14 protein-coding genes are annotated in these 13,285 nt (G+C 73.3%); 6 read left to right on the forward strand and 8 right to left on the reverse strand.

Translation table 11 applies throughout. The features are described from left to right. From M4486_RS02925 to M4486_RS02935, 3 genes are read left to right on the forward strand one after another with little or no spacing between them, the layout of a single operon-like run. Positions 1–1,023: a transporter substrate-binding domain-containing protein gene (locus M4486_RS02925; protein ID WP_249479480.1), complete on the forward strand. Its 1,023-nt coding sequence runs from the start codon at positions 1–3 to the stop codon at positions 1,021–1,023. Then, positions 1,023–2,081 carry an LLM class flavin-dependent oxidoreductase gene (locus M4486_RS02930; RefSeq protein ID WP_249479482.1) on the forward strand — a complete coding sequence of 353 codons (1,059 nt, stop codon included), beginning with the start codon at positions 1,023–1,025 and terminating at the stop codon, positions 2,079–2,081. The genes M4486_RS02925 and M4486_RS02930 overlap by 1 nt, the downstream gene beginning before the upstream one ends. Then, positions 2,078–3,439 carry an LLM class flavin-dependent oxidoreductase gene (locus M4486_RS02935; protein ID WP_249479484.1) on the forward strand — a complete coding sequence of 454 codons (1,362 nt, stop codon included), beginning with the start codon at positions 2,078–2,080 and terminating at the stop codon, positions 3,437–3,439. Before M4486_RS02930 ends, M4486_RS02935 begins: the two co-directional genes overlap by 4 nt. A gap of 40 nt (positions 3,440–3,479) precedes the next feature. On the opposite strand, the gene M4486_RS02940 is transcribed toward M4486_RS02935, so the two are convergent. Both M4486_RS02940 and rpmB read right to left on the reverse strand, forming a co-directional pair. Next, on the reverse strand, positions 3,480–4,163 hold the full coding sequence (locus M4486_RS02940; protein ID WP_249479486.1) for an HAD family hydrolase: 684 nt from the start codon (positions 4,161–4,163) through the stop codon (positions 3,480–3,482). 129 nt (positions 4,164–4,292) lie between these two features. Continuing rightward, a complete protein-coding gene (rpmB, locus tag M4486_RS02945; protein WP_152352778.1) occupies positions 4,293–4,487 on the reverse strand; it encodes a 50S ribosomal protein L28 in 195 nt (64 codons plus the stop codon). Positions 4,488–4,795: 308 nt separating this feature from the next. Here rpmB and M4486_RS02950 point away from each other — a divergent pair, with 308 nt between their 5' ends. Further along, entirely contained in the window at positions 4,796–7,051 is a 2,256-nt protein-coding gene (locus M4486_RS02950; RefSeq protein WP_249479488.1) for an ATP-dependent DNA helicase RecG, read from the forward strand. 1 nt (position 7,052) lies between these two features. Beyond that, the gene (rsmD, locus tag M4486_RS02955; RefSeq protein WP_249479491.1) at positions 7,053–7,631 is read left to right on the forward strand and encodes a 16S rRNA (guanine(966)-N(2))-methyltransferase RsmD; all 579 of its coding nucleotides are present in this window, start codon (positions 7,053–7,055) and stop codon (positions 7,629–7,631) included. Positions 7,632–7,645: 14 nt separating this feature from the next. On the opposite strand, the gene M4486_RS02960 is transcribed toward rsmD, so the two are convergent. Continuing rightward, positions 7,646–8,179: a GNAT family N-acetyltransferase gene (locus M4486_RS02960; protein WP_249479493.1), complete on the reverse strand. Its 534-nt coding sequence runs from the start codon at positions 8,177–8,179 to the stop codon at positions 7,646–7,648. Positions 8,180–8,213: 34 nt separating this feature from the next. Next, positions 8,214–8,588, reverse strand: a complete 375-nt coding sequence (locus tag M4486_RS02965; protein ID WP_249479495.1) for a VOC family protein — start codon at positions 8,586–8,588, stop codon at positions 8,214–8,216. A gap of 18 nt (positions 8,589–8,606) precedes the next feature. Between M4486_RS02965 and M4486_RS02970 the strand changes: the two genes are divergently transcribed. Further along, positions 8,607–9,491, forward strand: a complete 885-nt coding sequence (locus M4486_RS02970; protein WP_249479497.1) for a helix-turn-helix domain-containing protein — start codon at positions 8,607–8,609, stop codon at positions 9,489–9,491. A 43-nt stretch (positions 9,492–9,534) separates the two neighbouring features. Here M4486_RS02970 and fdhD read toward each other — a convergent pair whose 3' ends face one another. The 4 genes from fdhD to modA are packed head-to-tail and all read right to left on the reverse strand — an operon-like array spanning position 9,535 to position 13,263. Beyond that, positions 9,535–10,446: a formate dehydrogenase accessory sulfurtransferase FdhD gene (gene fdhD, locus M4486_RS02975; protein ID WP_249479499.1), complete on the reverse strand. Its 912-nt coding sequence runs from the start codon at positions 10,444–10,446 to the stop codon at positions 9,535–9,537. A gap of 47 nt (positions 10,447–10,493) precedes the next feature. Further along, the gene (locus M4486_RS02980; protein ID WP_249479509.1) at positions 10,494–11,678 is read right to left on the reverse strand and encodes an ABC transporter ATP-binding protein; all 1,185 of its coding nucleotides are present in this window, start codon (positions 11,676–11,678) and stop codon (positions 10,494–10,496) included. Next, on the reverse strand, positions 11,675–12,463 hold the full coding sequence (locus M4486_RS02985) for an ABC transporter permease (protein ID WP_249479511.1): 789 nt from the start codon (positions 12,461–12,463) through the stop codon (positions 11,675–11,677). The genes M4486_RS02980 and M4486_RS02985 overlap by 4 nt, the downstream gene beginning before the upstream one ends. Next, a complete protein-coding gene (modA, locus tag M4486_RS02990) occupies positions 12,460–13,263 on the reverse strand; it encodes a molybdate ABC transporter substrate-binding protein (RefSeq protein WP_249479513.1) in 804 nt (267 codons plus the stop codon). The genes M4486_RS02985 and modA overlap by 4 nt, the downstream gene beginning before the upstream one ends. Positions 13,264–13,285: the final 22 nt, after the last annotated feature.

Consider the following 13,285-nt stretch of genomic DNA (forward strand, 5'->3'; position numbering starts at 1 on the left):
ATGACCCAGCATCCCGCCGACGCCCGTCGGCACCGACTCCCGCGCCGGAGGGTCCTCGCCGGGGCCGCCTCCCTGCCCGTCCTCGCCGCGCTCGCGGCGTGCGCCGATCCGACCACGGCCAGCAGCGCGGCGGGCTCGGGCGGCTCCGACGGGGGAGCCTCCGACGGCGGCTCGGGCGGCTCCTCGCCGATCGACACCTCCGGCACGCAGAAGAGGATCCGCACGACCGTCGACGAGAAGCTCGCGAAGGCCGTTCCCGAGTCCTTCCGCAAGGACGGCAAGCTGACCGTCGCGACCACCGTGGTGGGCGGGCCGCCGCTGTGCTTCATGGCCGACGACAACAAGACCCCCATCGGGTCCGAGCCCGACATCGCCCAGCTCGCCGCCGACAAGCTCGGCCTCGATCTGGACCTGAAGATCACCAGCTGGGAGAACTGGCCGCTCAAGCTGAAGGCGGGCGAGTTCGAGGTCGTCCACTCGAACGTCGGCATCAACGACGAGCGGCTGGAGACGTTCGACTTCGCCTCCTACCGGCGCGCCTTCATGACGTTCCTCGTGACGAAGGGCGCCGGCCTCGGGCTCGGCGAGCCCGACTCCGTGAGCGGCCGGGTGATCGCCGTGGGCAACGGGACCAACCAGGAGGCCCTGCTCATGCGCTGGAACGAGGACCTGCAGAAGGACGGCAAGGACCCGGCCGAGCTCAAGAACTTCTCGAGCGACGCCGACGTGCTGCTCGCCCTCGGCGCCGGACGCATCGACGCCTACCTCGCCCCCTACGAGACGATGAGCTACGTGGCCTCCACCCGCGACGACGTCGAGACCCAGGGGAAGATCGACGAGCTCTCACCCGGGAAGACCCTGGTCGCCGCGACCTTCACGCGGGGCACAGGGATCGCCGAGGTCTACGCGAAGGCCCTCCAGGCCACGATCGACGAGGGCACCTACGCGAAGGTCCTGGACCGCTGGGGACTGACCGAAGAAGCGGTGACCGAGTGCCGTGCACACACCAAGGAGAACCCGTGATGACCACACCGCCCGTCCTGACCGTCGACCTGCCGAGCACGCCCGCCCGCCTGGGGGCCGTGCGCGACCTCGCCCGGGCGCTCGACGCGGCCGGCCTCGGCGCCCTCAGCATCAGCGGTGACGCCGAGCGCGGAGACCTCCACCCGATCCACGTCGCCTCGCACCTCGCCCCGCTCACCCGCGCACTGTCCCTCGTGGTCCGCACCGACGCCGTGGACGTCGAGCCGTTCCACCTGGCCACCCAGCTCATGAGCCTCGACCACATCAGCGGCGGCCGCGCCGGCTGGCTCGTCGAGACCCGCACCGACGACGAGGCCGCCCACGTCGTCGGACGCGAGGCCCTGGACCTCGAGGCGGCGCGCCGCGAGACCACGGACGTCGTCACCGTGGCCCGGCTGGTCTGGGACTCCTGGAGCGACGACGCCGTGGTGCGCGACGCCGAGACCGGCGTCTACGTCGATGCCGCGAAGCTGCAGTACGTCGACTTCGAGGGGGAGACCTTCTCCGTGCGCGGGCCGTCCATCACCCCGCGCTCCCCGCAGGGCCTGCTGCCGGTGCTCGTGGCGGACGCCGACCGCGCCGCGGTCGGCGACGTGGTCGCCGAGCAGCTGGCCGACGGCCGCGCCGTCGACGTCGTGCTCGACGCCGACGCGACCGCCCAGGAGATCGCGGGAGCTGTCCGCGAGGCGCTCGGCGCGGCAGGGATCGTCGGCGCCGATCTCGACCCGACGTCCGCGGACGCGGCCCCGGAGGGCGCCGCCCCCACTGCGCCGCGCCTCGTGCGGCTCGTCGGTCTGCTCGGCCAGGAGGAACCCGCGGACGAGGAGTCGGAGCCGCACCCGACCGAGGCGGACGAGGACGCGTTCCGACCCGCCGAGCTCGCCTCGCGCGTGGCCGACGCCGCCGCGCAGCTCCGAGCCGACGGACTCGTCGCCCCGGCTCCGAGCGCCGGCGCCACCCTGCGCGAGCAGTTCGGACTCCCGCGCCCCGACGTCACCATCGACCCCGCGCGCCGCTCGGACCGCGCCCGCACCGCCCAGAAGGAGACCGCTCGATGAGCAGCACCACCGCCGAGCAGACCACCGCCGGAGCCGCAGCCTCGCCCGCCGACTCCGCCCACCCCATCCACGCCGCGCACACCCCGAGCGGGACCATCCGCCTGGGCGTCTTCTTCCAGGGCGTGAACTCCTCGACCGCCTGGCGCGCGCCGGGCGCCGGCGACCAGGTCGCCTGGGAGTCCTTCGAGCGCCTCATCACGACCGCCGAGCGCGGCGTGTTCTCCGCCTTCTTCCTGGGGGAGGGGCTGCGCCTGCGCGAGCACCAGGGTGTGCCTCTCGAGTTCGACGTCGCGGGCCGTCCCGATGCGCAGACCCTGCTCGCGGCGCTCGCCTCGATCACGACGGACATCGGCCTGGTCGCCACCCAGAACACCACGTACAACGACCCGGTCGACCTCGCCCGGCGCCTGCAGAGCCTCGACCTGCTCAGCGACGGCCGCGCCGCCTGGAACATCGTCACCACCGACAACGCCTGGACCGGCGAGAACTTCCGCCGCGGCGGCTACGTCGACCACGCCGAGCGGTACGAGCACGCCGAGGCCTTCGTCGACGTCGCCCGACGGATCTGGCGCGGCGAGGACGTCGACCACGAGGGCCGCCACTACCACGTGCGCGCGAGCGGGAGGCTGCCGCGCTCGCGCCAGGGCGAGCCCGTGCTCTTCCAGGCCGGCGTCTCCCCGCAGGGGCGCGACTTCGCCGCCCGCACGGCCGACGTCATCTTCTCGCCCTTCGGCGATCTGGAGCGGGCGATCGACTTCCGCCACGACATCGTCGAGCGCACGCTCGCCGCGGGCCGCTCGGCCGAGTCCGTGCAGATCTTCCCGGGGGCCGAGTTCATCCTGGCCGCGACCGATGCCGAGGCCGAGGACAAGCTGCGCTGGGTGCGCGAGCAGCAGGTGGGTCCGCAGCAGGCGATCGCGCTGCTCGAGCAGTACTGGGGCCGCGACCTCACCGACTACGACCCCGACGGGCCGCTGCCCGACGTGGACCCCCTGGTCGTCGAGTCCGGCGTCACCCGAGGTGCCGGATTCCAGTTCGAGAAGGCCCAGGAGCTCACGCGCGCCTGGCGCGAGGAGGCCGCCCAGAAGGGGCTGTCGATCCTCGAGTTCGCGCGCTCGCGCCAGGGCTCGCGCGGCAGCAGCTTCACCGGCTCCTACGACTCGGTCGCCGAGCAGCTCGCCGAGTACGCCCGGTGGGGAGCGATCGACGGGCTGAACATCACCCCGTGGCTGGTCCCCGGAGGCCTCGACGACGTGGTCGACGAGCTCGTGCCCCGCCTCCAGGAGCGCGGCGTCTACCCGACCGAGTACGCGGGGACGACGCTGCGCGAGAACCTGGGATTGCCCGCGCTCGCGTGAGGTGACGAGGGGCGCCCGGCGGAGGAGGTCGGCGGCGCGCTCACGCCCGACGCAGTCGGACCGCGCGCCAGCCGAACTCCTCTGCGCCCTCCGTGTGGGAGGCGCTGTCGTCGAGGAAGGCGACGGCGCCTCGGGGGACGGGGCGGCCGAGCACGCGTTCGATGCGTGCGTGGGCGACGGCGAATGCAGCGGGATCGGGCTTGGCCTCGCCGAGCTCGGCCGTGTTCAGGACCCGCTCACCCCGGGGATCGAGGAGAGAGCTGAAACGCCGCGGCGGTGAGTGGGCAGGATCCTCGTGGGCGCGCAGGCCCTCCAGCTCCTCGCGCACCCTGTCGGTGCCGTTGGTGAGCACGAAGACGTCGATCCCCTCCCGCTGCGCGTCCCGCAGCACGTCGAGGACGTCCGTGTCGAGCCGGCCGCGGTCGTCCGCCCAGGTGGCGATGGCACGACGGGCGCGGCCCGTGGGAACGCCCTGCCGACGGAGCGTGGAGAGGATGGACTCCCGCCAGTCCGCATGGGTGGCGCGACCGCGCGTCACGTCCTCGAGCAGCGGGTCGCGCAGCACGGCGCGGAAGGCGGAGCCCTGGGGGAGCCCGAGCTGCTCGTCGAGCGCCGCCCAGGGCGTCGTGTCGAAGACGCGCAGGACCCCGTCGAGGTCGCTCACCGCGACCTGGACGTCTCCCTCGGCGAGGAGGGCGCGATAGTCAGCGAGTGCGTCGACCATCGGCTCAGCGTACGTGGCGCGACGCATCGGACCGGCCCCGGACGCACGGAAGCCCCCACCGTCTCCGATGGGGGCTCCGACGGGGAATCCCGAGGGATGGCCTGGCCGCGAGGGCCGAGCGCGTCCTGCTCAGGCGCCGACCTTCTGCACCTTGCCGGCCTTGAGGCAGGAGGTGCAGACGCTCAGGCGCGTGGGGGTGCCGTTGATCACGGTGCGCACGGTCTGGATGTTCGGGTTCCAGCGGCGCGAGGTGCGGCGGTGCGAGTGGGACACGCTCTTGCCGAAGCTCGGGCCCTTGGCGCAGATGTCACACGTGGAAGCCACTGTCGTCTCCTGAAGATCGAATCGTTGCGGGTGCCTCGCCCGCCGGACGCGCCCCGGCCGACGCTCGATCGTCGGAGGGTTCGCATACCGTGGTCGACCACAGGAAGAGCGGTCGCGCAAGGCAACCCCGACAGCATAGCCCACGGCTGCCGGGCGTCGGAAGCGCGGAGAGCGCCCAGCGCTGTGGATTCAGACACAGCGTCCCGTGCAGGTGGCACCATTGTCCCGCACGCATCCGTGCAGGCGAGGGCCGGTGACGGGAGTCATTGGCAGGGCAGGGCAGGGAACGGGGAGAAGGACGTCGCACCATGAACGCTGACGCGAGCGGCACGGGCCGCACGGCGCGCGCGCCGCGACGCTCCTCCGGCGTGCCCGAGCTCTCCGAGCTCCTCACGGCCGCCGAGCTGCGGGCCGTCCACGCGCAGGGCGCGGAGGACCTCGACGACATGCTGCGCTTGACGCCGCTGCGCTTTATCGTCCCCGGCGAGCTCCGCGACCTGGGCGCGCTGCGCGAAGGGGACGACGCCACGGTGATCGTCCGCGTCGTCGGCTCGCAGGCCCGCCGCATGAAGCGCAGGCCCGGCTCGGTTCTCGAGGTCCGCGTCGCCGACGAGAACGCGCAGCTCACCCTCACGTTCTTCCTGCCCAAGGACCACATCGTGCGCTGGCACCAGGAGCACCTCGCACCCGGCGCCCGCATCGCCGTGTTCGGCACGGTCCACTTCGACCCCCGCTTCCACCAGGGCGCCCCGCAGATCACGAATCCCCGCTACGAGCCGTACGACGGGAGCGCGGAGGCGCGGGCGCGGCTGATGCGGCCGGTCCCCGTCTACCGTCTGCGCAAGAAGGCCAAGCAGGCCACCCTGCGCTCGGCGTACAAGAAGGCCGTCGAGTTCGCCGACCAGCTCACCACGATCCTCCCGCCCACCGTGCGCGCCGCCGAGCACCTGCCCACGCTGCCCGAGGCCATGCGCCTCATCCACACCCCGCAGGACATGGCCGAGACCGAGCGCGGCACGAGGCACCTCGTCTTCGAGGAGGCCTTCATCCTGCAGACGATCTTCGCGCAGCGCCGCGCCTTCGACGCGCGCACGCCCGCGCCCGCCCTCGGCGCGAGCGGCCCGCTGCAGCCCCTGCTCGACGAGCGCCTGCCCTTCACGCTCACCGCGAGCCAGGCCGAGGTCGGGGAGGCGATCCGCCACGAGCTCGCGCGCTCGCGGCCCACGAACGTGCTGCTCCAGGGCGACGTCGGCTCCGGGAAGACCGTGGTCGCGCTGCGGGCCATGCTCCAGGCCGTGGACTCGGGCCACCAGGCGGTCCTTCTCGCCCCCACCGAGGTCCTCGCCGAGCAGCACCACCGCACCATCCTGAACCTCCTGGGCGACCTGGGGCGCGCCGATCACATGCACGCCCACCCCGACGCCACGCGCGTGCGCCTGCTCACCGGCTCGCAGTCCGTCGCCGACCGCCGGCGCACCCTGCTCGACGTCACCAGCGGCGAGGCCGGGATCATCGTCGGCACCCATGCGCTGCTCACGGAGTCCGTCGAGTACGCGGCGCTCGGCCTCGTCGTGATCGACGAGCAGCACCGCTTCGGCGTGGACCACCGCAGGCGACTGCGCACCAAGGGGGCCGACGGCAAGAACCCCCACGTCATCGTCATGACCGCGACGCCCATCCCGCGCACCGCGGCGCTCGCGACCGCCGGGGACCTCGACGTCCTCAGCCTCACCCAGAGCCCGAGCGGCCGCCCCGGCATCACCACCCACGTCGTCCACGAGGAGGACCCGGCGTGGGAGACGCGCATGTGGGCGCGCACCGCCGAGGAGATCGGCGCCGGCCGCCAGGCGTTCGTGGTCTGCGCGCGGATCGACGAGCGCGAGGAGGGATCGGACCTCGAGATCATGGGCGAGGTGTTCGAGGGCGTCCCCAGCGCGGCCGACCCGGGGCTCGAGGCGCGCGGCGTCACCCAGACGGCCGAGCGCCTGGCCCGTCGGCCCCAGCTGCGCGACGCGCGCATCGGCGTCATGCACGGGCGGCTCTCCGCCCAGGAGAAGCAGGACGTCATGGACGCCATGGTCACCGGGGAGCTCGATCTCCTGGTCGCGACGACCGTCATCGAGGTGGGCGTGGATCTGCCCAACGCCTCCGTGATGGTCGTGATGGACGCCGAGCGCTTCGGCATCTCCCAGCTGCACCAGCTGCGCGGGCGCATCGGCCGCGGCGAGCACCCCGGCATCGCCTTCTTCGACACCCGCACCCCGCACGGCTCGGAGACGTCCGAGCTGCTCACCAAGATCGCCGCGACGACCGATGGTTTCGAGCTCGCCGAGATCGACATGCGCCGTCGCGGGACGGGCGATCTGGTGGGGGAGGAGCAGTCCGGTCTGCACCGCACACTGGAGCACCTGGACGTGCTGCGCGACGAGAAGATCATCGCGCGTGCCCGCGGCATCGCCTTCGACCTGGTCGCGGGCGATGTGGACCTCGAGGACCATCCGCAGCTCGCAGCGGCCGTCGAGCGCCGCCTGCGGGACGCCGACCCGAACGTGGAGAGGAGCTGAGATGCCCCGCATCATCGCCGGCGAGCTGGGCGGACGCACCATCCCCGGGCCCCCGGGGAAGGGCACGCGCCCCACGTCCGACAGGGTCCGCGAGGCGCTCTTCTCCCGGCTCGAGGGCTGGGACGCCCTGCGCGGTGCGCGCGTGCTGGACCTGTTCGCCGGCACGGGAGCGCTCGCCTTCGAGGCGCTCTCGCGCGGCGCCGAGTCGGCGCTGCTGGTGGAGATGCACGGGCCGACGGCGCGACAGCTCGGCACGACCGCGGAGCGACTCGGCCTCGCCGCGCGCTGCACGGTGCGCACCGGGAAGGCCGAACAGGCCGCGGCGCAGCTCGCGGAGGCCGGCGCGCCGGCCGACGGGGGATTCTCGCTCGTGATGCTCGACCCGCCCTACGACCTGCCCACCGAGGCGCTCGAGCAGCTGCTGCGCGCGCTGCGCCCGGCGCTCGCGGACGACGCGCTCGTGGTGATCGAGCGCTCGAGCCGCTCCCGCCCCCTCGCCTGGCCCGAGGGCTGGGCGGACGACGGCACCAAGACCTACGGCGAGACCGTGCTGCAGTACGGGGGCCCCGCGACCGACTGACCGGGCGGGCCCGATCAACGGGACATGCGGATCTCCCGGAGGTCCTCCAGGGAGGGATCGACCTTCGCGCCGCCGTCGGCCCGGAAGCCGACCTTCTCGTAGAAGCGGCGGGCGCGCGGATTGTCCTCGACCACCCACAGGTAGGCGGGCCGATCGCCCAGCAGCTCCGCGACCAGCGCCTGCGCCAGACCGGTGCCGTGGAACTCGCGGCCGACGTTGAGGGCCTGCAGCTCGAGCGGATGCGGGGCGTCCTCGTCCCGGCCGGTGCCGATCATGAGGAATCCGACGGGAGCTCCCTCGGCGTCACGGCCGATCCGCAGGCGCTCGCGCACAGTCCGTTCGCGCTCGGGATCGAGCATCCGGCGCCACATGGTGCGGCGCCGGCCGAGGGAGACGTCGTCGTAGGCGAAGGACGGCACGATCCCCGTGTAGGCCTCGCGCCACACCCGCGTGTGCAGGGCGGCGAGGGCGTCGGCATCGGCGAGGACCGGCACATCGATCGTGAACTCGGGCCGTGCGGGCGGGGTCGGGTCCGGGGATTCGCGCATGGGTGCCAGTATGGCGCGCGCGCCTCTCCCGTCGTCAGCCCCAGTTCTTCTCGTCGGTCAGACAGAAGAAGTGCCCGGCCGGGTCCTGCAGCACGATCCAGGTGTCGCCGGGCTGGGGCTCGACCCGAGTGGCGCCGAACTCGACGCAGCGCTCCGCCGCGGCCTGCGGGTCGGAGGCGGCGAGGTCGAGGTGGAACTGCTTGCGGCCGTCGTCCGGCCAGGTCGAGCGCACGTGGTCGGGGATGCGGCCGATGCCGAGGGCCCCGGAGGGGCCGGTCAGCATCGCGTAGTCCTCGGTGAGCACGGCGATCGGCCATCCCAGCACCGCGGACCAGAAGCGCGCCTCCGGCTCGGTCTCGGCGGCGTCGAGAGTCGTCATGGCAAGGCGTGCAACAGCGGTGTCGTCCATGGGTGGAAGACTGCCGCCATGGGCACGGACGCCGATAGGACGAAGGCGACACCTCCGCACATGTACGGCCATGTGCTGCGCCCCGAGGAGCTCCTGCAGCGGGCGCGCTACGACTTCGCCCGGCCCTGTGCCGCGCTGCGACCCTGGGTCGAGCGGTACTGGTCGGTCCGCTGGGACCTGGAGGACGGGGAGGTCTTCCCGGTCGCGACCCTCGACGATCCGTCGATCAACCTCACCGTCGAACGCGGAGGCGCGCAGCGGGACGGCACGGACGCGGCGGGCACCACGGAGGGAGCAGGTGTCTGGATCACCGGGCCCGTGACCCGGGGGCGCTTCGACGTGCGACTGACCGGCAGCGGCAGCGTGGTGGGCGTGAAGTTCGCGCTCGGCGGGACGCGCGCGTTCTCGACGCAGGACCTGCGTGCGCTGCGCGATCGCACCATCCCCGCCGAGCAGTGGTTCGGTGAGGCCGCGACGCACCTGGCCGATGTCGAGCCGTCGGACGCCCTGCCCCACGATGCGGTGTCCGCGGCCGCGCGTCTCGACGCGTGGCTCCTCGCACGGGGCCCGGAGGAGCCGCCCGACGCCCCGACGCTGCGTCGCCTCCTGGGCATCATCGACGATTCGGCGACGCACTCGCTCGCTGATCTGGAGCGTCGCAGCGGCGTCTCGGCGCGCACGCTCCAGCGGCTGTTCGACCGAGGGCTCGGTGTCGGTGTGAAGCGGATGCTCGTGCGGGCCCGGGTGATCGACGCGACGGCCGCGCTCGATCGCGGAGACCCGCGCTCACTGAGCGACACCGCCACCGCTCTGGGCTGGTTCGACCAGTCGCACTTCATCCGCGACTTCCGGGCCGTCACCGGCGAGACCCCTGCCCGCTACGCCCGGCGGGTCTCCGGCTGACCCGGCGCCCTGCATCCACCGGGACTCACCCGGTGCGCGCCGTTCAGCGGACCGCGGCGGGCCGGCTCTCCTCGACCTCGGTCCCGACGTCGGCCCCGCCCGCGCCCTGCTGCTCCACGGCAGGCTCGAGCACCCGGTCGGGCCGCGAGTAGACGTTCAGCCGCGGCCCGCGCACGAAGCCCGCGAGGGTCAGACCGGACTCGACGGCGAGCTCGACCGCGAGCGACGAGGGGGCGGAGACCGCGGAGAGCATCGGGATACCGGCCATCACGGCCTTCTGGACCAGTTCGAAGCTCGCGCGGCCCGAGACCTGCAGGATCGTGCCGCGCGCGGGAAGGCGGCCGTTCTGCGCGGCCCAGCCCACGACCTTGTCGACGGCGTTGTGCCGCCCGACGTCCTCGCGCAGCACGAGCAGCTCACCGCTCGCGGCGTCGAACAGCCCCGCCGCGTGCAGCCCGCCGGTCTTGTCGAAGACGTCCTGGTGCTCGCGCAGGGTGTCGGGCAGGGAGGCGATGAGCTCGGGGGCGATGCGGAGGTCGTCGTCGGTGACGCCGAAGGCGGACACGGTGCGGACGGCGTCGATGCTCGCCTTCCCGCACACCCCGCACGAACTGGTCGTATAGAAGTTCCGTTCGGTCGACCGGGAGGGCGGAGGCACGTGCGGGGCGAGCGTCACGTCGAGCACGTTGTACGTGTTGACCTCGCCGCCCGTGCCGGGGCCGCCGCAGTGGATCGCCTGCACCACGTCCCGCGAACCGCGGATGATCCCCTCGGAGAGGAAGAAGCCGGTCGCGAGCTCGACATCATGGCCGGGAGTGCGCATCGTGACCGCGACCGGGCGTCCGTCCGCCCGGATCTCGAGGGGCTCCTCGACCGCGAGCGTGTCGGGCCTGCGGGTGCTGCCGTACCCGAGACGGATGCGGGTGATCGGACGGCTGGAGGTGATGCGACCCATGCCGCACAGGGTACGCCGGGGCCTTCGCGCGGCACGAGCGGTCGACGTCAGCGGGCGGGCTCGTCCTGGCGGCGGTCCTCCACGAGGCGCAGGGCGCGCGGGGCGAAGCGGAGCCGGGAGCCGACGACCGGCAGGCCGCTGCCGGTGGCCCGTGCGGCGGCGTCGGGGGAGACCTGGGCGACCAGGCCGTTGTCGGCCTCGACGCGGACCCGACCGGCGCTCGCCTGCACCCCGATGACCTGGCCGACCACACCCGACGGGCCCCGTTGGGCGTCGCCGTCGCCCGCCGCGGCCCCGTCGTCGAGCGGCAGCAGATCGACGTCCTCCGGGGCGGCGATCCCCAGGGCGCTCTCGCCATGTTGCGGAAGCGCCTCGGGATCGGGCGCGCCGGTCAGCACCGCGTCGCCCACGCGGAGGGCCGCTGCCGCCGCACCGTCCTCCCCGGCCGTGCACGTGCCCTCGATGACGCCGAAGCCCGCGAGGCGGGCGCCGAAACGGCTGCGCGGGGACGTCGCGATCTGTTCGGGGACGGTGCGCTCGCGGATGGTGCCGGACTCGAGGACGACGCAGCGGTCGGCCAGGTCCCAGGCGTCGCTGAGCTGGTGGGTGACCAGCAGCGCGGTGGTGCCGGTGCGGGCGAGCTCGCGGGTGAGGAGCCCTCGCACGCGGGGAGTGGATTCGGCGTCGAGGGCCGCGAAGGGCTCGTCGAGCAGGATCACCGAGGGGCCGGAGGCGAAGGCCCGGGCGAGGGCCACGCGCTGCTGCTGGCCCCCGGAGAGGCGGTGCGGGCGCTGGGCGGCGCGGTCGGCGAGTCCCACCCGGTCGAGCCAGTCCAGGGCGAGCGCGCGGGCCGGGCGCCGGGCCATGCCGCGTGCTCGCGGGCCGAAGGCCACGTTCGCGACCAGATCCAGGTGGGGGAACAGCAGCGGACGCTGCTCGAGCAGGGTGATGCTGCGCAGATGCGTGGGGACGCTGCGGCGACCGGGGGCATCGAGCACGTGCTCCCGGGCCTGCTCGCCGCCCTCGGTGACGGCGATGCGCCCGTCGGCGAGCGGGACGGCGCCGGCGAGGGCGCCGAGGATCGTGGACTTGCCGGCCCCGTTCGGACCGAGCAGTGCCAGGCGGCCGCCCGGGGGCACCTCGAGGCGGGCGCGCACGTCGAAGCTCTCGCGGCGGACCACGAGATCGGCGGTGAGGCCCGCACCCGTCGGGCGCTCCGATCCCGCGCTCACCGCACGGCCTCCTCGCGCCAGGAGCGCAGGCCGGCGACGATCACCACGGCGCTCACCAGCAGCAGCAGGGACAGCGCGAGGGCGGAGTCCTGGCTGACGCCCACCCCGTTGTACGCCGTGTAGATCGCGAGGGGCATGGTGCGGGTGACGCCCTCGGAGTTGCCCGCGAACAGGGCGGTCGCGCCGAACTCGCCCATGGCGCGCGCGAAGGCGAGCACGGTCCCCGCGACCAGGCCGGGCGTCACCAGCGGCAGGGTGACGCGGGTGAGCACGCGCCAGCGGCTCGCGCCGAGGGAGGCGGCCACCCGCTCATGGCCCTGGCCGGAGGTGCGCAGCACGCCCTCGAGGGTGATGACGAGGAACGGCATGGCCACGAAGGTCTGGGCGACGATCACGCCCGCCGTCGTGTACGGGAGGGAGAACCCGGTGGCCTCGAAGATCGGCCTCCCGATCACGCCCGAGCGTCCCAGCAGGGACAGCAGGGCGAGGCCTCCCACCATCGGCGGCAGCACCAGCGGCACCATCACGGCCGCCCGCAGCACCGCGGCCGTGCGCGAGGACGCGCGGGCGATGAGGAACGCGAGCGGGAAGCCCAGGACCAGGCATGCGATCGTCGAGCAGAAGGCGGTGAGCAGCGAGAGCCAGAGCGCCGTCACCGTCGAGGGGGCGACCAGGTCCTCGCCGAGGGTGGACCAGTGCACCCGGGTGAGCATCCCGGCGAGCGGCAGCACCAGCACGGCGAGGCCCACCAGGGCGATGGTCCGCAGCCAGGCGGGAGGTCTCACGGCGCGCCGAAGCCGGCCTCGTCGAGCACCTTCTGGCCGTCGTCGGAGAGCAGGTAGTCCTCGAAGGCCTGGGCGCCCTCGGGATCCTTGGCCTTGGTGCTCACCGCCACCGGGTACTTGTTCACGGCTTCGTCGGACTCGGGGAAGTCGACGCCCTCGAGCTTGTCGCCCGCGGCGGTGACATCGGTGGTGTAGACCAGGCCCGCGTCCGCCTCGCCCTCGGAGACGCGGTTGACGACGCTGGTCACGTTGGTCTCCTCGCTCACCGGCTTCAGCGTCACGCCGGTGGCGTCCTCGACCTTGTCGGTGGCCTGGCCGCAGGGGACCTCGGAGGCGCAGGTGACCACGGAGACGCCGGACTTCGTGAGGTCCTCGAAGGTCTTGATGCCCTTGGGGTTCCCGGGGGCCACGGCGATCTCCAGCGTGTTGGTCGCGAAGATCTTCGAGTCGTCGGTGATGCCGGCCTCGGTGACGGGCTCGAGGCTCTTCTCGGAGGCGAAGGCGAGCACGTCGACGTCCGCCCCGTCGATCGCCTGGGTGGCGAGCGCCTGCGAGCCGTCGTACACGATCGGCTTCACCTCGTACTCGGGGTGCGCCTTCGAGAAGTCCTCGGCGACGGTGTCCAAGGGGCCCTGGAGCGAGGCGGCGGCGAAGATCGTGAGGGTCTTCGTCGAGCCGTCGCCGGAGTCCGAGGCCGCGGAGTCGGAGGATCCGGAGTCCGAGCACCCGGCCAGGGCGAAAGCGGAGACGGCGAGGAGCGCACCGGCGGTGCGCAGGCGGGCGGTGGTCGACAGGGACATGGGGTGATCCTTCGATTCTGCG

Origin of the sequence: Brachybacterium kimchii (genome assembly GCF_023373525.1) — a bacterium.
Lineage (GTDB): Bacteria > Actinomycetota > Actinomycetes > Actinomycetales > Dermabacteraceae > Brachybacterium > Brachybacterium kimchii.